This window comes from Pseudomonas sp. B21-010 (assembly GCF_024749325.1).
GTDB classification, from domain to species: domain Bacteria; phylum Pseudomonadota; class Gammaproteobacteria; order Pseudomonadales; family Pseudomonadaceae; genus Aquipseudomonas; species Aquipseudomonas kilonensis.
In genome coordinates this window covers 246,301-266,634 of record NZ_CP087198.1, presented here as the reverse complement: position 1 = coordinate 266,634, position 20,334 = coordinate 246,301, and the positions used below count along the sequence as shown (strand labels likewise).

The 20,334-nt window shown below is 62.7% G+C and carries 16 protein-coding genes; 3 read left to right on the top strand and 13 right to left on the bottom strand.

The genetic code is table 11. The features are described 5' to 3' along the window. The first annotated feature begins 278 nt into the window (after nucleotides 1–278). Complete coding sequence (locus LOY50_RS01150) at nucleotides 279–866, top strand: phage tail protein (protein ID WP_253470841.1); 588 nt, start codon at nucleotides 279–281, stop codon at nucleotides 864–866. A gap of 46 nt (nucleotides 867–912) precedes the next feature. Beyond that, on the top strand, nucleotides 913–1,224 hold the full coding sequence (locus LOY50_RS01145; protein ID WP_253470839.1) for a DUF6916 family protein: 312 nt from the start codon (nucleotides 913–915) through the stop codon (nucleotides 1,222–1,224). 162 nt (nucleotides 1,225–1,386) lie between these two features. On the opposite strand, the gene LOY50_RS01140 is transcribed toward LOY50_RS01145, so the two are convergent. From LOY50_RS01140 to LOY50_RS01110, 7 genes are all read right to left on the bottom strand, one after another. Next, on the bottom strand, nucleotides 1,387–1,878 hold the full coding sequence (locus tag LOY50_RS01140) for a GNAT family N-acetyltransferase (protein WP_253470837.1): 492 nt from the start codon (nucleotides 1,876–1,878) through the stop codon (nucleotides 1,387–1,389). A 9-nt stretch (nucleotides 1,879–1,887) separates the two neighbouring features. Next, nucleotides 1,888–3,984, bottom strand: coding sequence for a biotin/lipoyl-binding protein (locus LOY50_RS01135; RefSeq protein WP_258690160.1), 2,097 nt, complete (start codon nucleotides 3,982–3,984; stop codon nucleotides 1,888–1,890). Nucleotide 3,985: 1 nt separating this feature from the next. After that, nucleotides 3,986–5,305: an efflux RND transporter periplasmic adaptor subunit gene (locus LOY50_RS01130; RefSeq protein ID WP_253470832.1), complete on the bottom strand. Its 1,320-nt coding sequence runs from the start codon at nucleotides 5,303–5,305 to the stop codon at nucleotides 3,986–3,988. Beyond that, a complete protein-coding gene (locus LOY50_RS01125) occupies nucleotides 5,302–6,078 on the bottom strand; it encodes an efflux RND transporter periplasmic adaptor subunit (protein ID WP_214511037.1) in 777 nt (258 codons plus the stop codon). The genes LOY50_RS01130 and LOY50_RS01125 overlap by 4 nt, the downstream gene beginning before the upstream one ends. Nucleotides 6,079–6,849: 771 nt before the next feature. Further along, nucleotides 6,850–9,285, bottom strand: coding sequence for a PEP-utilizing enzyme (locus LOY50_RS01120; RefSeq protein ID WP_258690159.1), 2,436 nt, complete (start codon nucleotides 9,283–9,285; stop codon nucleotides 6,850–6,852). 9 nt (nucleotides 9,286–9,294) lie between these two features. Next, on the bottom strand, nucleotides 9,295–10,737 hold the full coding sequence (locus LOY50_RS01115; protein WP_258690158.1) for a TIGR01777 family oxidoreductase: 1,443 nt from the start codon (nucleotides 10,735–10,737) through the stop codon (nucleotides 9,295–9,297). Next, a complete protein-coding gene (locus tag LOY50_RS01110) occupies nucleotides 10,730–11,218 on the bottom strand; it encodes a cell division protein (protein ID WP_258690157.1) in 489 nt (162 codons plus the stop codon). Before LOY50_RS01110 ends, LOY50_RS01115 begins: the two co-directional genes overlap by 8 nt. 487 nt (nucleotides 11,219–11,705) lie before the next feature. Here LOY50_RS01110 and LOY50_RS01105 point away from each other — a divergent pair, with 487 nt between their 5' ends. Beyond that, the gene (locus tag LOY50_RS01105) at nucleotides 11,706–12,077 is read left to right on the top strand and encodes a DUF6124 family protein (RefSeq protein ID WP_253470824.1); all 372 of its coding nucleotides are present in this window, start codon (nucleotides 11,706–11,708) and stop codon (nucleotides 12,075–12,077) included. 327 nt (nucleotides 12,078–12,404) lie between these two features. Here the strand turns inward: LOY50_RS01105 and LOY50_RS01100 are convergent, their stop codons facing one another. The 6 genes from LOY50_RS01100 to LOY50_RS01075 form a co-directional block, all read right to left on the bottom strand. Next, nucleotides 12,405–13,271 (bottom strand): ABC transporter permease, encoded by an 867-nt coding sequence (locus tag LOY50_RS01100; protein ID WP_014335972.1) that lies wholly within the window; start codon nucleotides 13,269–13,271, stop codon nucleotides 12,405–12,407. Nucleotides 13,272–13,413: 142 nt separating this feature from the next. Beyond that, nucleotides 13,414–14,274 (bottom strand): ABC transporter ATP-binding protein, encoded by an 861-nt coding sequence (locus LOY50_RS01095; RefSeq protein ID WP_258690156.1) that lies wholly within the window; start codon nucleotides 14,272–14,274, stop codon nucleotides 13,414–13,416. A gap of 5 nt (nucleotides 14,275–14,279) precedes the next feature. Continuing rightward, nucleotides 14,280–15,305, bottom strand: a complete 1,026-nt coding sequence (locus LOY50_RS01090; RefSeq protein WP_258690155.1) for an ABC transporter substrate-binding protein — start codon at nucleotides 15,303–15,305, stop codon at nucleotides 14,280–14,282. Between the two features lie 37 nt (nucleotides 15,306–15,342). Continuing rightward, nucleotides 15,343–16,245 carry a TauD/TfdA family dioxygenase gene (locus tag LOY50_RS01085; protein ID WP_258690154.1) on the bottom strand — a complete coding sequence of 301 codons (903 nt, stop codon included), beginning with the start codon at nucleotides 16,243–16,245 and terminating at the stop codon, nucleotides 15,343–15,345. A 542-nt stretch (nucleotides 16,246–16,787) separates the two neighbouring features. Further along, the gene (locus LOY50_RS01080; protein WP_253470817.1) at nucleotides 16,788–18,155 is read right to left on the bottom strand and encodes an HlyD family type I secretion periplasmic adaptor subunit; all 1,368 of its coding nucleotides are present in this window, start codon (nucleotides 18,153–18,155) and stop codon (nucleotides 16,788–16,790) included. Then, complete coding sequence (locus LOY50_RS01075) at nucleotides 18,145–20,301, bottom strand: type I secretion system permease/ATPase (RefSeq protein ID WP_253470815.1); 2,157 nt, start codon at nucleotides 20,299–20,301, stop codon at nucleotides 18,145–18,147. Before LOY50_RS01075 ends, LOY50_RS01080 begins: the two co-directional genes overlap by 11 nt. Between the last annotated feature and the right edge of the window lie 33 nt (nucleotides 20,302–20,334).

Below are 20,334 nucleotides of genomic sequence, written 5' to 3'. Positions count from 1 at the left end.
GAAGCGTAGCCGAGGAAACAATCTTCGCCTAGTAGTACTTTGATATCAGATTCATCCCAAGCCATAAAAGAAGATGGACGGTAGAGACGCTCGGGAACCTGAATCGATTAAGCCGTGTCGCGACATTTTTCCGCCTGCTTCGTTCGGCAGAATCAAACATCCCGGTCTACGCTCAGCCGTGCGTGACCAGGCCAGGGAAACAAGGAGTCGGGCTGATCGCACTCTTGTCCTTCACGTCCGGGCACCGCAAGACCAATAACCTGAAGGATGAGGAATCTATGGAAGTATTCATCGGCACTATCCAGTCATTCGCCTTTAACTTTGCACCCAGGGATTGGGCCCTGTGCAACGGTCAGACGCTTTCCCTTTCTCAATACCAGACCTTGTTCGCCCTGATCGGCGTGACGTACGGAGGCAACGGCCAGACCACCTTCATGCTGCCCAACCTGCAAGGTCGCCTGCCCTTGGGCCAAGGCAATGGCCTGGGCCTGACCCCGCGCGTCATCGGTGAAATCTCCGGCACCGAAAACGTCAGCGCCACGCTCAACAACCTACCCAACCACACCCACACGCTCACGGGCATCACCGCCTCGACCACCCTGCAGTTGGCCAACCCGGCCAGCAATCCGGTGAATACGCCAACGGCCACCAACTCGTTCATCGGCACCTCGGGCACCGGGCCGGGCTCGGCGGCGATCTATTCCGACCAGATAGGCGCTTCGCCAGTGCCGCTGCAAGGCGTGACCACCGCCGTCAGCGGTTCGGTTTCCGCCACGGGCAACGGCATGCCCATGGAGGTCATGAACCCGTTCCTGGCCATCAACTTCAGCATCGCCCTTCAGGGCTATTTTCCGTCCCGTAACTGATGAACCGCCGGAGGGCTGCGGCCCTCCGGCCTTTTGGAGTGTCGACATGCTGCAACAGGTTCATAGCCGCCATTTCCAACCGCTGCTGGGCCAGACCGGCAGCCTGACCCTGCCCGACGGCAGTTGCCTGCCGGTGCGCTTCGAAACCCTTGACGAAACACCTCGGGCAAAGCTGCCGAACACCGAGCGCATGCCCTTCAGCGTGGAATTCAACAGCCTGGAAAGTACGGCGTTCGTCGACGGGCTCTGTGGGTTGGAAGTGCCGGAACTGGGCAAGATAGAAGGGGTGTTCGTGTCACGGATGCCGCCCATGGGACGGGATCCGGCGCTGGGGTATTTCTACATCGCGTTTAACTGATCGCCAAAACCTGAGGCCATAACAAATCTATTGTGGGAGCAACTGTGTGGGAGCAAAGCTTGCTCGCGATCCAGGCGCTGCGGTCCTCAAGAGACCGCGGCGTTTTCATCGCGGGCAAGCCTTGCTCCCACACAGCTCGCTCCCACAGGGGTACGGCGTCATTCAGTTGCCTTTCGGATACCAGACCAACCGCTCCGCCGCCGGGCTGCGCTCTTGTACTTCGAAGCCCAGGGCCAGGTAGTGCCGACGGGCGTGGGGGTTGCTGGCCCAGACCACGGTGGCCACTGGGCAACGGATCTGTTGCGCGGCTTTCTGCACCCCTTGCAGCACCGTCCGACCATACCCCTGCCCACGTGCCTGGGGGATGAAGGCCAGGTACAGCACGCGAATTTCATTGGGGCCGAAATCCGTGCTCAAGGCGCCGATAGCGGTGCCGAGTTTTTCCACGACGTAATGCATGGCATTGGGGAAGTTCTCGCCCAACCCTTGCTCCTGCACCTGGAACTGCTGGGCAATCACCTGCTGCACCTGCTCAGGCTCGCCATCGATCCATTGCAGGTCCGGTCGCGCCGCCTGGTACAGGCCCTGCAAAAACGGTCCATCGCTGACCCGCGATGGACGCACCACCAATCCCTCTGCCGCCACTGAATCCATGCTTGCTCCTTAGAACCCGCTTTCCCTGACACCCAACGCCGCCAACCGACGCCAGGCCGCTCCCAACACCGACTCGCCCTTGCCCTGCAACACCGCCACGCCACGCAGCGGTTGCACTGGGGCGGACGTGTCGTCCACCGCACTCAGGCGCACGCCGTATTGCGCCTGCACCGGCTCGGCCCGTTGCTGCGAGTCGCGGCGCACCGCAATCGGCCCGTGATGGTCAGACGTCAACGCTTGCTGTTCGACCCAAGCCACGCCATTGGTGTCGATTTCATTCAACTGCACAGCAATCGAGGTGTGCATCGGATCGTCCGCAATGAACCGCCCCGTGGCCCCCGGCTCGACCCGCCAAAGCTCGGCTTCGGTCAAGTAGCCGCGCAATCGCGAGTCGGTCTGCACCACCCGCGCCAGCGCTTGCGTGGGCGACAACCAACGCCCGACCGACAGTTGCGGCAACAAGTCGCGCACCTGGCCGGCGTGGGGTGCACGCAACAACAGGCGTTCACGCTGGGCGACCAGTCCCCGGTATTCGGCCACCGCTTCGGCCAGTTGCTGTTCGATGATGCCGGCATCGGCAGCGGTTTCGCTGCGCCCGGCCTGACGGCGCATCTGCAACTGCTGGATCTCGATTTCCCGGCGCACGATGGTCAGGCGCGACGCCATGTCCGGCGACTCCAGCTCGATCAACACATCACCCTGGGCCACGGCCTGGCCGTCGCGCACATTCACCTGCTTGACCCGCGCCGCCACCGGCGCGTGCAAGGCACTGGCCCGCCCGGCCTCGAGCATGGCCGGCACTTCCACCGCGCTGCGCCAGGGCAGCAACAGCACCAACAGCAACGCCAGCACCACCAGGCTGCTCAGGAGCACCCGAACGCCGTGGGCCTGCTCACGGCGACTCCACCATTGCCGCCATTCATTCACGATGGGCATAAAAATGAACCACACCAATTCCACCATCATCAGAAAAATGCCCAACACCTTGAAGAACAGGTGATAGACCGCCAGGGCAATCCCGAAAAACAACAACGCCCGCCACAACCAGGAGCCATACCCCCACATCAGCAAACGCCGGCGCATCTTCGGCGACCAGGGTTCCGGCGCCGCCGCGCCATAACCGAACAAGGCTTCGCGCAGGCGCCAGCGGCACAGGGCGAACGCACGCCCTTGAAGGTTATCCACCGCCCAGAAATCACTGAGCAGGAAATACCCATCGAAGCGCATGAAGGGGTTCAGGTTGATGACCAGCGTGGTGATCCAGGTGGCGCTGGCCAGCATGAACGCCGCGGTGCGCGCCGGCCCGTCGGGCAGCAGCGACCAGGCCAGCAAAGCGATGCACGCCAGCAGCAGCTCGGCCAGAACCCCGCCGGCACCGATCAGCAGGCGCGCGCGGCGATCATTGATTCGCCAGGCGTCGCTGACGTCGGTGTAGAACATCGGCAACAGCACCATGAATGCCACGCCCATGCTTTGCACACGGCAGCCCGCGCGCTTGGCCATGAAAGCATGGCCGAATTCGTGGCACAACTTGGCGAAGAACAACGCCGTCCCGAACGCCAGCGCCCCACCCAGGCTGAACAAGTGCGGAAACGTTGCGATGAAGCGCTGCCAGTCCCGCGATACCAGGAAGATGCCCACGCCCAGGGTCAGCGGCAGGCCATAGCGCAGGATCCCGGGGCCAAACCGCGCCAACCAGGGCCAGGCACGATTGAGAAAAGCGTCCGGGCGCCACAGCGGAATGCGGAAAAACAGGTATTGATGCAGCAGGATCTGCCACAGGCTCTGGCGCTGTGCGGCGGTCTTGGAGAGATAGCTGTCGCGCTGTTGCGGGTCCATCGCGCTGATCAGGTCATGGCCGCGCAAGAAGCCCAGCAATTGCTCCAGCGATTCGCCATTGAGCGGCAGGCCCGGCTCGCGGTTCGCCGCCTGCAACACCTGTTCCGGATCGCCCAGGGACCAGTGCCGCAACATGCGCATCGCCGCCGCGCCCAGCTTGAAATAGCGCCCGCGCACCGGATCGGCCAAGGTCCACTGCGGCGAACCGTCCGGGTCCGGCGCCGCCGGGGACAGTTGCAGGTCCGGCCGCAGGCTCGGCAGGTCCATGCTACAGGCCTACGCTCTGGCGCAGGCCGGCCAGTGGCCGACGCAACAGGTACAACGCCAGCGGCGCGCGGTCGCCGAAGACCTTCGCCGTACCTCGCAGGCCGATACGCGGCGCTTGAGCATCGAAACGCGCATCCAACCGATACGCCAGTTGCCCGGCGGCGGTCGGCTGCGCTTCATACGCCGAGCGTTCGAGCCAGGCCAGGTGCCGCTGCAACGGGTCGCTGTCGAGAAACAACGCCACTTGCGCACCGGGCTCCAGGGCAATCGCGTCGCCCACCGCCAACTCAATACGCAACTCGGCCTGGTTCGGATCGGCGATTTCCATCAGCCGCTCGCCGGTCTGCACGGGCTTGCCAAGCCAGCGCTCGGCGTCGGCAAATACCGCGATGCCGTCGCGCTCGGCGCGGACTTCGCTGCGCTTGAGCAGCTCAAGCGCGTAGTTGCGCTCGGCGCGCTTCTGTTCGACGCGGGCGGCCAGCAGATCGATCTTCGAACTCGACTCCGCGTCGGCAAACGAGCGCTGGGAATTGGCCTTGAGTTCCGCCTCGGCCACGCCCAACGCACGCTCGGCCACGTCGGCCTGAGCCTTGAGGCTGGTGCTTTCGAAACGCAGCAGCAGGTCACCGTTCTTGACGGTCTGGTTAGGCTTGACCAGGAACTCGGCGATCACCCCATCCAACGGCGCCGCCACCACCTGCCCGCCCAGCGGCACCACTTCGGCCGGGGCCAACACGGACTGGCGCACAGGGATCAGCAAGCCCAGCAGCAACACCGCCACCAGGGCGACCTGGCGCTTGCGTGTCCAGCGCAGGCGCCACGGCTTGCGCGGTTGCAGCGCCAACCACGCATGGCTGTAGGTGTCGCCCAGTTGCGACAGCAGCACTTGTTCGGGTGGGGTCCACGGCAGGTCGCGGGCCAGCCACAAACCGCCGAACACCTGGCCCTGATGATCGATCAACGGCAGCCAGAACACTTGTCCGGCCGACAGGCTTCGCCAGTCTGCCCGGATGGACTCGCTCACCCCATCGGCGGCAATCACCCGGGCCTGCTTCAGCACCCCCTGCTTGAACAACTGCGCCACGGCCTGCTCGACGAACGCCACGAACGGCGCATTCGGTTCCACGGTGCTGACGCCGGTCACCGCCTGGACCTTGCCGGCAATCAATAACGCGGCGTGGCGAAACCCGAACAGGGCCTGGCCGTCGTTGACCAGGCTGTAGCTCAATTGCGCCGGGGTACGCGCGGCCCGCGTCTGGCGCTCCAGGTCGAGGAAGCGGGCAAACACCTGCTCGGCGCTGCCCGTGATCGGCGCGTTCACTTGGGCTCCGCGAAACGCGCCGTGCCACTCATGCCCGACAGCAAGCCGCTGGCATCCGGCACGCTCGCCACCAGCAGCAGGGTCTGGCTGCCCTCATCGATGCGCGCGCCCAGGCGCTTGACCGTCGCTTGCAACGGCTTGCCGGTTTCATCGGGGATAAACGTGAAGGGTTGACCGGGCTTGAGCCTGTCCATCCAACGTGAAGGCACCAGCAAATGGATCTCCAGGGTGCGGTTGTCGACCACATCCAGCAACGGCGCGCCGGCCGCGACGCTTTCATAACGCTGGACCTTGCGCGCCACCACTTGCCCGTCGAAGGGTGCGATCACGCTGCAGCGCTTGACCTGGACCTGGTACACCTGGGACTGCGCCTGGGTCTCGCTGAGCCGGGCCTCGGCCCGCGACACCTCGAAACGCCCGACGGATTTCAATTCCGCCAATTGCCGGTTATGCGCCAGTTCCTCACTCGCGCCACGGCTGGCCGCCTGGGCCGCATTGAGCTGGGCCTGATAGGCCGAGCAATCGAAACGCGCCAGGGTGTCGCCCTTCTTGAACGACTCGCCCTCACTGAACGGCAACTCGACAATCCGCCCGGCCAACTCACTGGCCAGCACCGCCTGATCCCGCGCCCGAAGCACCCCTCGCGCCTCGTTGCCAGACGCACTGGCCGAAGCATTGCTCTCCAGCAACGGATCGTCGGAAGCCGACGTTTGCGCCTGAACCCCGCACGTTACAAAGGCCAATCCCACAACCCAACTGCATAAACGTCGCATGACCGTTACTCCCTGACGGATGGGCGGAGTCTACGACAGCGGTGGGGGGCGTCAAGGGAGTAGCGGTGAAGAGGAGGAAATCTCTGTGGCAACGGTGGTGTTGACCTCGCGATTTCTTCAACTTAGGATTCGCTCACTCAACCCCGTACGCAGAGATTAAGTTCTCTGGCCGTTGGGGTGAAAACACCGGCTTCGGCCGGTTTTTTCGTTTCTGGGGATTGAGAACAGCTCCAGAGTTGAACGCACTCCTTGTGGCGAGGGAGCTTGCTCCCGCTGGACTGCGCAGCAGTCCCAAACCCTGGCGCCTCGGTGTGTCAGGCAGATCGCATTCAAATTGCTTGGGGTTGCTGCGCAACCCAGCGGGAGCAAGCTCCCTCGCCACAACAGCGGTCCGGGATAAACAATTGCAACACCGCGATAGCGCCCGAGGCGTGCCGGCGGCGCCCAATCTTCAGGCACACACACCATCCCATGGCGAGGAAGCTTGCTCCCGCTGGACTGCGCAGCAGTCCCAAACCCTGGCGCCTCGGTGTGTCAGGCAGATCCCATTCAAATTGCTTGGGGTCGCTGCGCAACCCAGCGGGAGCAAGCTCCCTCGCCACCGGGCTCGGCGTTATGCAGGGTGAGTAAGATGGCCATCGCGAGCAAGCTCGCTCCCACAAGGGGCTTGTGTCGAATGAAGTAGCAAGGCCAACACCGACCTACTGTGGGAGCGAGCTTGCTCGCGATGACTTTCGCCCAGACATCCCAAACCTGACAGATCGAGACTGGCTACTCCACCAACCTCAACACCCCATCGCAATACACCACCTCATGCCCCAACCAAGCCACATCCACCTGAGGCAACACCGCCGAAGGTTTGCGCAACTCACGCAGCAGCGTCGAGCCATGAGACAGACGTCCGCCCATGCGTGCAATCACAGCCCGGGCGCGTTGATAGTGGGCGTGGCGGCCAGGGTCCAGGGTGTCTTCCAGCAGGATGTCCTCGCCCAAAATACCTTGGGCCTGACCCGGGTAGATCAAGAACCCACTCGCCTGCTCGGTGCCTTCACGACCGTCCTGCCAGAAGCTGCCGTCGCGGCTACGAATGTCCGAGTGCGGGGTGAACCAATGCGCCCGGTCCACCGCCGGCATGGCGTGATGCAAGCGAAAAAAAATCCGCATCAGGTTGTCGCGATACCATTCGCGCACTTGCAAGTAGTAACCGCGCAAGCCTGGCAGACCGGTCGAATGGGCCAGGCGAATCGTCAGGGGCCATTGTGGGAAGGCCTGCAACGGCAGCTCGGTCGGTGCCGGGCGTGGCGTCGCTGGGTCGGTTTCCCAGGGCAGCCGATGCGGGCTGTGTTCAAGATTGTCGTAGGCGGTCGGTGGCCGACCCAGCCAGTCGCCGCCACTGCTGGCCAAGGCGCTGGCGATGCACAGGTTGCCTTGCACCACGAACACGTAGAAACGGGTAAACCAGTCGGCCAGTTGCTGGCCGTCTGCGCCTTGTCCGGTCAGTTCGTGCAGCTCTCGATCAAAACGTCGCAAGCCGTTTTCCAGCGTCAGCAAATGCCCGCGGGCGATGCGTTGCATGCCCAGGAACAACGGCAGCGAACGCAGCAGGCGCAGGGGCCGCCAAGGCAGGTGCGGAGTCGCGCCGCCGACCTCGCCGGCGTAGCTGCTGGCGCTGATGCCCCAGTCGGCCAGCCGGGCGAGAAACAAATCATTGTTGATATACGAAGCGCCGCCAAACACCGCCGTGAAAGGCTCGTTGTCTTGCAACACCCGCGAATCCCAACGCGCCATGATCGCCGGAATGCTCGCCGCCGCGCGGCGCTGGACGTACTCCACCAACACGCTGGGTTGCGGCGGCAGGATCTCGGCGATGTTGGCGGCGGTCAGGTGGCGGCGCCAGCCGTAGTCGCTGATCGGCCGGTATTGCAGCAGCCAGAGTTGCCTGCCGTCCCAGGCCCATTCAACGTCGCCGGGTACGTAGTGGAAGACCCGCAGCACGCCTTGCAGGAAACGCCACAGCAGGTCTTCAGTCAGGCCATGGGCGGGCTTGAAGGTGTCGCTGTTCCACGACGCGCCGAGGCGGGAAATGATCGCGCGCTCGGGGCTCACGTGACCGTCGGCCAAGGACTCCAAGTGACCTTCGACCCATTCCAGTTCGACGGACAGGTGACGCACGAATGCGATGCCGGACAGCCGTGGTGTGATGAAGCGCTGCACCACCACTTCCTCGACACCTGCCGCACTCAACTCGGCAATGCGCGCCGGCACGTTATGCGTCGGTTCGCGCAGGAATGTGGTGCTCAAGCCGGCATTGGCCGCATCGGCCTGATCCTCACCGTAACTGGAGGAACGCACGGCCCAGATAGCGTCCGGCTGGCTCTTCAGAAAGCTTGCCAAGCGCGGGTCAGCGCAATCGTTGAGCGACAGCGCCGCAGGCACCGGCTGCCCAGCCAACGCCGCCAGACGCAAGCGGCCGCCTTTGGTATGCGCGACGAAACCACGTTCGCCCGATTCCAGCCACGCCGCGAACTCAGCGGGTGAGTCGATCCACGGGTAGTGACCCCAGCCGGGCTTCACGCTGATGGTCAAATCGGCACGGGCCAGAATGGCCGACCAGGCCGCCGCTTGGGCGACGCCCAGTACCTTGTCCTGATCGCCCCACACCAGTTCGACTGGGTCGGTGATCCACTCCAGCAATGGCAAGGCGGTGTCGGCACGCACCAAGTCCCAGTGCGGCACAAAGGCGCGGCAGCGAGCATAGCCAGCGCCCATGCGCTGGTACTGTGCAGGCGTCCAGGCCTGGCTGGAAAACTTGTGGGCAAACAGCGTCGGTTTGTTCGCCAGCAGCCAGTGAATGGTCTTGCGAATCGGCAGCGGCGACATCAACGCCGGCAGCCGTCGTTGCCACAAAAACGCACCCACCGGCGCCAACAACACACTGCGACAAAAATGCCCCGGCTGACGTTGCAAGGCATGCAGCACCAGCAAGGCGTTGACCCCGACCGCCATGATCGCGCTGCCCTTGTCCGTTGCCGCCAGCAACGCCTGGGCGTAGGCCGCCAGGTCTTCGCAGGGAGCTTGAGGGTTGCTGCCAAAACCAGGCAGCTCCAGCGGCACCACGTCGTGGTGTTGAAAGTACGGCAACGCGTCGTCCCACCAATCGGCGGCGCTGCCGTTGCCGGCCAGCAGGTACATCCGGGGCTTGCTCATGGGCGCTCCTCAGGCCAGGTCGCGCAGGGCAGCATCAAGCGTCGGGTAACGGAACGTATAGCCCGCCTCGACGAGACGACTTGGCAGCACACGTTGGCCGTCGAAAAACAACTGGGCCATTTCGCCTGCCAAGGCACGCACCGGCGCGGCGGGAATGTGGAACCACACCGGGCGCTTGAGCACCTTGCCAACGCTTTCAGCGAACAGCGCCTGACTGACCGTTTCTGGCGCCACCAGGTTGTAGGTACCGCTCAGGCTTTCGTCATCGAAGGCCCGGGCGATCACTTGGATCACGTCGTCGCGATGCACCCAACTCATGATTTGCCGACCGTCACCCATCCGCCCGCCAAACCCCAGGCGAAATGGAATCAGCAACGGCAACAAAGCACCGCCCGGACCAAACACCACGCCCAGGCGCATCACCACCTGCCGCACACCCAATTCAGTGGCAGGCCGGGCCGAGGCTTCCCAACGCACACAGAGTTCAGCCATGAAGCCATCGCCCTGGGTGGCGCTTTCATCGAGGCTTTCGCTGGCGTCACGCACGCCGTAAAAACCGACGGCCGACGCCTGAATCCACAACGCCGGTTTATGCCGGGCGTTTTTCAACCAAGTCATCAAGGCTTCGGTGGTATTGACCCGGCTGGCGATGAGTTGCGCCTGGCGCGCGGGGCTCCAGCGCGGACCGGCGACCGGCGCGCCCGCCAGGTTGATCACCACATCGAAGGTCTCGTCATGACCCAGCTTGCCCAGCGAGCGCAGGCAACGGGTGCGGCCATCAAACAGATAGGCCGCTTTCAATGGATCGCGAGCCAGCACGCTGACTGTGTGCCCGGCGTCGAGCAATTGATTGACCAGCGTCTCGCCGATAAACCCGGTGCCGCCGGTCACCAGCACGCGCTTGTAGGCACCACCGGCAAACGGGTTGGCCGGCTTGCCCGCGCGCTGCATGCGCAAGGCCGCCAAGCCGTCGCGAATCCCCGAGGCCGTAACCCCGATGGCGAACAAGGTCAGCAGCCAACCGCGCCAGCCGAGGTCGATCGCGCTCAGGCCGGTGGGCAAACTCGCCCACTGCGCCAGTTGCACGCCGTACAGCGCGAAGAAGGCCCCGCCGTTGACCGCCAGCACCGTGTGCATGATGCGCTCGATGGCGGGCAGCTTGCGGCTACGGTCCTCGACCACGAAGTCCCAGAGCGTCAGGCCGATCTCCAGTGCGAACAGCAGCGCGATGACGATCGCCCACGTCCCCTCGAAGGCCAAGTGCGCCATGCCCAGGAACAGGATCCCGTAGAAGCACGAGCGCAGGGCATGGATAGAGAGCTCCAGCCGGGCACTGTGGCGATAGGGCAAGGCGACAGTGAGTTCGTGGTGATACAGGGTATCCAGCGCACCGAGGATCGCTTGGGCAATCAGCAGGGTGATGGCCCAATCCAGCAGTGAAAAGTCAGGCATGGTTTGAATCACTCGACGCGTTGTCAGTCAGGGAGGTGCGGCGGTCGTGGCGATAGAGCCAGAACAGCGGCGGCAATAAAACGAGCAGTGCCAGGCTGTCGAACCACAGGTGCGACCAGACTTGGGCCTGGGCGGAAATCAGCATGTCCTGGGGTGCCCAGAGCAGGATGCCGGCGATCAGCCAACCCCAAGGCATGGCGCTCTTCAGGCGATTGCCGATATGGACCAGAGCGAGCATGTACAGCGCATAGCTTTGCAACGTGGCGCCGAACAAGGCCAGCCACCAGACTTGTTGCGCGCGGGCCGTGGCGGGCACGACATTGACGCCCCAGAAAGCCTGTTCGATGGTGTTCAGGTAGTTATCGAGCAAGCCGGAATGACCGGCCCAAGTCAGCGTGACGCCGGCGAGCAGGTGCATCAGGGCGGCGGCATATAACCAAACGATCAGGGCTTTGCGAAGGGTGCGGTGAGGGGTTGGCATTCCGTGTCCTGAAGGCTTGCTTGAGGGCGGCCAGTCTAAAGGAAATGGGAGGGGCTTTACTTGGCTAATGGGCCGGGCAGCGATAAATAAAATCAGCCTCGAACGGGGCCTGCTTCGCAGGCCAGCGGGAGCAAGCTCCCTCGCCACAGGTTTGGTGTGCTGCTTGCGTACAGCAACGTCCTAGGAGATTTCCTTCAAGTTGCGGCGATGTTGGTGAACTTGTCCGGCTTGGGGCTCACCGCTAGTCTGGGTTTGTCATTGAAAAAACGGTGACACGGACGTGCAAGTCCGGGTAAAAGACGACGCACATTGCTATCCGCCTTGATCGAGAGGCGCTTTATGGCAGTTGTGCGTGGGAGATTTTTCCGCAAGGAGGAGTCTGCCGGGGTTCCGTCTGCCCGGTCTTGCACACCTACGTACAACTGCCACCTCATTTGCGTGCAAGCGAATGGTGTCGGTTCCACTTCTACAGATGGAGCTTCACGACATGTTCAAAGTAACTCCAAATCCGCCAGGAAGCCCTGGCAACACCGCCGACAAATCCTCGAAAGCCAAAAAACTCGACGAAGCCGCCGAGCGCGTCCTCGACTACTACCTCAATCCCAAACCCACCGATGAAGCCTCGGGCAAAACCCAAACCGCCCAACTCTTCATGGTCGCCCCTGGTATCGACACCGAAACCCTGTTGGCCAATGCCTCCGAAGACCTGCTGTCCATCAGCGCCATCGCCGCCGACCTGGCCGATGATGTCGACGGTTCGCGCCGCAGCGTCATCCTGGCAATCAGCCGGATGGCTGATGGGGTGCATTTGTTGGTGGAAAGGGCAATGGATCGGCTGGAGGTTCAAGCAGCTGGCTGACAGGCCTGTGGTGAATTGAGGATTGCCATCGCGAGCAAGCTCGCTCCCACACTGGATCTGTGTCGAACAGAAATATCGAGATCAACGCCGATCAACTGTGGGAGCGAGCTTGCTCGCGATGACGTCAGCCCAGACAACCCATAACCCGTGGCCAGAGATTGCTCCCGCTGGCCTGCGTGTAGGAGCTGTCGAGTGCAACGAGGCTGCGATCTTTCCCCAGACACTTGAGTCCCAAGCGAAAGATCAAAAGATCGCAGCCTTCGGCAGCTCCTACAGGGCGCAGCCGAGCGGGAGCAAGCGCCCTCGCCACAAAGGTGTACTACCGAATCACCGCTGCATCCCCCAGCGCTTCACCGTCACCCGCTCCAGACTGTCGAACACCAGATTCTCCACCAGCAACCCGATCAGAATCACCACCGCCAACCCGGCAAAGACCTTGTCGGTGTACAGCTCGTTGCGGTTCTGGAAGATGTACCAGCCCAGGCCGCCCTTGCCGCTGGTGGCGCCGAACACCAGTTCGGCGGCGATCAGCGTGCGCCAGGCGAAGGCCCAGCCGATTTTCAGCCCGGCGAGGATCGACGGCAGCGCCGCCGGGATCAGGATGAACAGCACAAAACGCAGGCCCTTGAGCCCGTAGTTGCGCCCGGCCATGCGCAGCGTTTCCGACACGCCGAGAAACCCCGCATACATGTTCAACGCCAGCGCCCACAGCACCGAATGCACCAGCACGAAAATCAGGCTGTTCTGCCCCAGGCCGAACCACAGCAGCGCCAACGGCAACAGGGCGATGGCCGGCAACGGGTTGAACATCGACGTCAGGGTGCTGAGCAAGTCGCGACCGAACTGGGTCGACACGGCCAGCGTGGTCAAGCCAAACGCCAGGACGATCCCCAGCAGATAGCCCTTGAGCAGCACCACCAGGGAAATCCACACTTTGCCCAGCAGCTCGCCGCTGAGCAAACCGTCGTACAACGCACTGGCGGTTTGCAGGAAACTCGGCAGCAGCAGGTCGTTGTTCTGGTAACGCGCCACGCCCTCCCACACCACCGCCAGCAATAACAGGATCAGACTTTTGCGCAACCAACCCTGTTGCCAGAGGCGCTGGCCCAAGGGCAACTCGCGCTCCAATGGCACGTGGGTCAGGGGTTGCAGATCGACTTCGTATTCTTCGCGCGCAGGCGATAACTGGCTCATAGACTCTCTCTTTTTCAGAACCTGGCACCGCCCCGTAGGAGCTGCCGAGCGAAGCGAGGCTGCGATCTTGTCCCTGTTGCTTGAGTCTCAAGCGAAGGATCAAAAGATCGCAGCCTCGTTGCACTCGACAGCTCCTACAGGGTCAGTAGGCGATACGGATGTCGGCGAAATCCAGCTCACGCTCGGTGTCCGGCGACTGGTTTTCATCGAACAGCAACCGATGAATCCGCCGCGCAGTGTGCTGGAAACCCACGCCGCCGAGGCTGTGCAGATCGTATTGGTGGCTGTGGATTTCCGCCCGTACCCTTCCTGGGTGCGGTGACAGCAGCAGGATGCGATTGCCCACCACCAGTGCTTCTTCGATGGAGTGGGTGACGAACAGCAGGGTGAAACGCACCTCTTCCCAGAGCAGCAGCAATTCTTCCTGCATCTTGCGTCGGGTCAGGGCATCGAGGGCGGCGAAGGGCTCGTCCATCAGCAGGATCTTCGGCTGCATCGCCAACGCCCGGGCAATGGCGACGCGGGCCTTCATCCCACCAGACAAGGTGTGTGGGTAGGCATCGGCAAACGCCGCCAGACCGACTTTGTCGAGGTAATGCAACGCCCGCTCCTCGGCCTCGCGACGCTTGAGCGTGCCGGATGCCAGCAGCGCGAACATCACGTTCTGCTTCACGGTTTTCCAGGGCGGCAGTTGATCGAACTCCTGGAATACCACGATCCGGTCCGGACCCGGCGCGCTGACAGTCTGGCCTTGCAGGCGAATCTCGCCTTCGCACGGCGTGATGAAGCCGCCAATGGCCTTGAGCAAGGTCGACTTGCCGCAGCCCGATGGCCCGAGCAGTACAAAACGGTCCGCCGGATCGACTTCGAAACTGACCTGGTGGGTGGCCCGCACCACCCGCTGCGGGGTGCGGTACTCCAGGCTGACGTTATCCACCGACAACAACGCGGTCCCGGTGGAAGTGGGGTTGCTGGCCGCGTGGCCTTGCAAAAACGCATTCATGACAATCAGCTCCCCTGCAGCGGTTTGGCGTCCTGGAAGAAATAATCTTCCCACGACGCCGGTTTGTTCTTGATCGCGCCGACGCGGTAGAGAAATTCGGCCAGCGGGTTGGTGTTTTTCGGGCTGACGGTGAATTCGATCTGCGGGTTGTCGATGATCTTCAGCAACGTCGCCCGGTCGATCTTGGCCTTGGTCACCCGCAGGTAGGTGTCCGCCGCCGCGCCTTTGTCCTTCTGGGCGAATTCGGCCGCTTCGGTCAGCGCCTCCACGAATGCCTTGTAGGTCTTCGGGTTTTCATCGCGGAATTTCTCAGTGGCGAACAACACCGTGGGCGAACTCGGCCCGAGCACGTCATAGGAGTTGAGCACCACGTGGACGTTGGGGTTTTGCAGGGCCTGGTCCTGGAACGGTGGGTTGGAAAAATGCCCGGTCAACTCGGTGCCACCGGCAATCAACGCGGCTGTGGCGTCCGGATGCGGAACCGCCAGGGTGTACTTGTCGAGGCGATTGAAGTCCTTGTCGCCCCACTGTTTCGCGGCGGCGTATTGCAGGAAACGCGACTGCACCGAAACGCCCACCGCCGGCACCGCGATGCGGTCCTGCTCGGTGAAGTCGGCGATGGTCTTGACGTTCGGGTTGTTGCTCAACAGGTAATAGGGAAAGTTGCCCAGGGAAGCCACGGCCTTGACGTTCTGCTTGCCACGGGTGCGGTCCCAGACCGTCAACAACGGCCCGACACCGGCCCCGGCAATGTCGATGGAGCCCGACAGCAACGCATCGTTGACCGCCGCGCCGCCCGACAGTTGGGTCCAGTCGACCTTGATCTCGATGCCTTCCTGCTTGCCGTACTTCTCGATCAATTGTTGATCGCGAACCACGTTCAACAGCAGGTAAACGATGCCGAACTGCTCGGCGATGCGAATCTCGCCCTCGGCGTGGGCACTGGCCGGCGCGACCAGGCTGCCGGCCAGCAAACTGAACCCCAGGCCGATGGCGGCGGCCAGCGGTGCAAAAGCAATGCGTTTGGACATGGTGATTCTCCGGGCTCTTTGCGCGAGGCGCAGCCGATCAGAAAGGGGCGTCGCCCTGGATGGTGGTGCGATACAGCTTGCGGCGCAGATGGCTCGGGCAACCGGCGGCCAAGTGGATCAGCGAGCGGTTGTCCCAGAACACCAGGTCATGGGACTGCCATTGATGGCGATAGATGTTCTGCGGCAGCACGCTGTGGGCATACAGCTCGGCCAGCAGCGCTGTGCTTTCGTCCTCCGGCAGACCGACGATGCGGGTGGTGAACCCTTCGCTGACGAACAACGCCTTGCGCCCGGTTTCCGGGTGGGTGCGCACGATCGGATGCACTACTTCGGCGACCTGGGCCAGTTGCTCCGGCGTAAGCGTCGGGCGCCAGTTGCCTTCGAATTTGGTTTCGCTGTAGCGCGCCGTATAGGAATGCGCCGCCGAACGGCCTTCCACGGCTTTACGCAGCGCTTCGGGCAAACCGTCCCAGGCTTTGTGCATGTCGGCGAACAGCGTGTCGCCGCCTTCGCTCGGCAGCTCCTGGGCGTGGAGCATCGAGCCGAGGCTGGGCAGTTCTTTATAGGAGAGGTCCGAATGCCAGAATTTGCCGGCATCACCGAGGCCGATGGATTGGCCGTTTTCGATGATGTTGGAGACGATGAGGATTTCCGGATGCCCAGCTAACAGGAACTGCTTGAGCACATGGATCTGCAGCACGCCAAAACGGCGGCTGAAGGCGATCTGTTGTTCAGGGGTGATGCGTTGGTCGCGGAACACCACGACGTGATAGTCCAGGTGTGCGCGGTGGATGCGGGCGAAATCCTGGTCGCTGATCGGTCGGGACAGGTCCAGCCCGACGATTTCGGCGCCTACGGCATCGCGGAACGGGCGGATGTCGAACGACTGCGGGGCAATGTTCGCGATAGATGAATCTGGAGAATAAGAGACGGCTGGCATACATCACTCCCACGCACAGCGCGCTTGAACAGGCGCGCAATCGATCAAAACTCACGGCGTTACCGTGTTGGTTTGTGTCGTGCGGCGCGCCGATTGGTCGGCAGGTACGCAGGGGGATGACTTTAAGGGTATAAGAAAGTTAATTTAAATATTATAAATGCATAACTATATGGCAGAACCTGTGGGAGCGAGCTTGCTCGCGATGGCGGTGGGCCAGACTTTTATTTAACACCGACACACCGTCATCGCGAGCAAGCTCGCTCCCACAAGGGTTTTGGGAACGCCACGGTCCTGTGACCAGAGATTGCTCCCGCTGGGGCGCGCAGCGGCCCCAAAAAAGCGATGAGCGCTTCGCACTCAAGCGGGAGCAAGCTCCCTCGCCACAAAAGCGTCCCAGCAATCACACCATAAATTGATCAACGGTAAATACTGTGGGAGCGAGCTTGCTCGCGATAGCGTCAGGTCAGACACGTTATCTGTCGCTGACACACCGTCATCGCAAGCAAGCTCGCTCCCACAAGGGAGGAGTCCGGTCTGAAGGGCTAGCGCTCGTGCAGCGCCTCGGACCGGGCCTTGATGATGGGTTTGAGCAGGTAGCTGAGCACGGTTTTCTTGCCGGTGATGATGTCCACCGACGCCACCATGCCCGGAATGATCAGCAGGGGTTTGTCATCGGTGCCCAGGTGGCTGCGTTCGGTGCGCAGCTTGATGATGTAGTAGGTGGTTTTCTTGTCTTCATCGGTGATGGTGTCGGCGCCGATCTGTTCCAGCTTGGCTTTCATCCCGCCGTAGATGGTGTAGTCGTACGCGGTGAATTTCACCGTGGCGTCCTGGCCGGGGTGCAGGAAGGCGATGTCCTGGGGACGGATTTTCGCTTCCACAAGGATGGTGTCGTCCAGCGGCACGATTTCCACCAGGTCGCTGCCGGGCTGGATCACGCCGCCGATGGTGTTCACCAGCAACTTGTTGACGATGCCGCGCACGGGCGACGTCACCAGGGTCCGGCTCACCCGGTCTTCCAGGGCTTTGCCGGTGGCCTGGGCCTTGTTCAGGTCGGTGCGAGCTTCGTTGAGCTGGGTCAGGGCTTCGCTGCGGAACTTGCCGCGGGTCTCATCGATCTTTCGCTGCACTTCCTTGATCGCCGATTCGGCACGCGGGATCGCCAGCGTCGTGGCGTCCAGTTGCCCACGGGTCTCGACCTCGGCGCGCTTGAGCCGCAGCACTTCCACCGGCGATACCGCGCCCTGGGCCACCAGCGGCTCGGACATGTTGATTTCCTGGCGTTGCAGCGCCAGGCCGGAGCGGTACTGCGCCTGCTTTGACACGAATTCGCGCAGTTCCTGCTGGCGCTGGATCAACTGCTCCTGCAAGCCGCCGATTTCATCGTGCAACTGCTGGCGGCGGCTAATGTACAGCGACTCCTCGCTGGCGGCCTGGCCCGGTACTGCCTTGAGCACATCGGCCGGGAAGTTCAGCGGCCGGTCATCGACCTCGGCACTCAGGCGCTCGACCCGCAACAGCATGGACAGGCGATCGGCCTCGGTCTCGCCGACGTTGGAGACAAACCGGGTGTCGTCCAGGCGAATCAACGGCGCGCCGGCGTCGACGATCTGCCCCTCCTTGACGAACAGCTCAGCAACGATGCCGCCTTCCAGGTTCTGGATTTTCTGGATTTTGGAAGAAGGAATCGCCTTGCCGTCGCCCTTGGTCACTTCGTCGATCACGGCGAAGTTGGCCCACAACATCAGGAACACAAAGAAGCCGATGATGCCCCAGATCGTCAGCCGCACCACCCGGGGAGCGTCCTCGATCAGCGCCTTGTTGACTTCGGGCAGCGGTTGGCCGTGCAGCGAGTCGGAACCTTTGAAATAGCGACCCACCGCGCCCTTTAAACCGGATTTAAGCAACACTGATCTGCCCCTTCTTCAACGCTTCCATGACAGCGGCTTTCGGGCCGTCGGCGAGGATCTGTCCACGGTCGATCACCAACAGGCGGTCCACCAGCGACAGCAAGGATGCCCGGTGCGTCACCAGCAGCACGGTCTTGTTTTCCACCACGGCAGCCAAGCGCTGTTTCAAGCGTTCTTCACCGGTGTTGTCCATGGCGCTGGTGGGTTCGTCCAGTAACAGGATGGGCGGGTTGAGCAGCAGCGCGCGGGCCAGGGCAACGTTCTGGCGCTGACCACCGGACAGGTTCTGTCCGCGCTCACCGACTTGCAGTTCATAGCCTTGCGGATGCAGGCGGGCAAACTCATGCACGCCTGCCAGTTCGGCGGCCTGGAGCACCAGTTCATCTTCGACGTAACGGGCGCCGGAGGTCAGGTTGTCGCGCAGGGTACCGGCCAGCAGCTGGATGTCCTGGGGCACGTAGCCAATGTTGTAGCGCAACTCGCTGACGTCGATCTGGCGGATGTCCACGCCGTCCACCAGCAAGGCGCCGTCATCGGGTTGGTAAAGCCCCACCAGCAACTTGGCCAGGGAACTCTTGCCCGAGCCGCTGCGGCCGATGATGCCGATTTTCTCGCCCGGCTTGATCACCAGGTTAATGTTCTTCAGCGCGGGGTTCTGCTGGTTCGGATAAGTGAAGTTCAACTGACGGCATTCAATGGCGCCCTGCAGGACCTTGCGGCTCAGCGGGCGCTCGTCGAAATTGCGCTCTTGGGGCAGCTCCATCATCTGGTCGACGGACGTCATGGTCACCCGCGCCTGTTGGTAGCGGGTCAGCAGGCCCGACAGCGAAGCCAACGGGCTGAGGGCGCGGCCGCTGAGCATGTAGCAGGCGACCAGCCCACCCATGCTCAGGTTGCCGGCGATGATCAGGTAAACGCCGAAGACGATCATGACCACGCCGGCCAGTTGCTGGATCAGCAAAGTGATGTTCATCGCCAGGCCGGACAGCATTTTCACCCGCAGCTCGAGGCGGCTGAGGGTGCCGATGGTCTGTTCCCACTGGTACTGGCGTTCGCTCTCGGCGTTGTTGACCTTCACCGCATCCAGGCCGGCCAGGGTTTCGATCAGGCTGGATTGGCGCTCGGCGCCCAGGGCCATGGTGCGCTCCATGGTTGCCACCAAAGGCTTCTGCAAGGCGTAGCCGATCAGCAGGGCAATCGGGAACGCCAGCACCGGAATCCACACCAGGTGCCCGCCGATAATCGCGATGACCATGAAAATCAGCAGGGTGAACGGCAGGTCGATCAGGCTGGTGAGGGTCAGCGACGCGAGGAAGTCCCGCAGGCTCTGGAACTCATGGATGTTCTGGGCAAAGCTGCCGACCCGCGCCGGGCGGTATTTCATGGACATGCCGACGATGCGTTCGAACAGCGTCGCCGAGATGATCAGGTCGGTTTTCTTGCCGGCCAGGTCCAGGCACAGGCTGCGCAGCATCTTGAGGATCAGGTCGAAGACATAGGCGCCGGTGATACCAACGGCCAATACCCACAGGGTCGATTCGGCCTGGTTCGGCACCACGCGGTCGTAGACGTTCATCACGAACAGTGGCGCGGCCATGGCAATGATGTTGATCAGCAGGCTCGCGGCAATGGCATCGGCATACAGCCAGCGGGACCGTTTGAGGGTGTCGCGAAACCACGAACGCGCCCGAGGGATCAGCGTGCCGTGGTTAACGTCAAATTTATGCTGCGGCTGGGCGAAGAACACCTTGCCGCTGTAGTCATCGGCCAGCAGTTCGCGGCTGATGGTCACCTCACCGCCGTCGCTTTCGCTGAGCAGCAACCGCGCCTGGTCGTCACCGACCCAGCCCAGCAGCACGGCACTGCGGCCGTCCTTGAGCAACAACAGCGCTGGCATGGCGATGGTCGGGATCTGCTCGAGCTTGCGTTGCAGCACCCGACCTTGCAGACCGGCACGGGCCGCCGCGCGCGACAATAATTCGACGCTCAGCCGCTGCTTGGGCAGCGGCAGGCCGGTGGTGAGCATCGCCGCGCTGGCCGGCTTCTGATGCAGCATGCAGAGCGCCAGCAAGCCGTCCAACAGCGGGTCGTCGTGCAGCGTGCGCGGGTCATGAACTAGTTCGACTGGACGGACTTCTGATTCCACGCTCGGCACTCTGACTGATTAAAACGGGTGGTA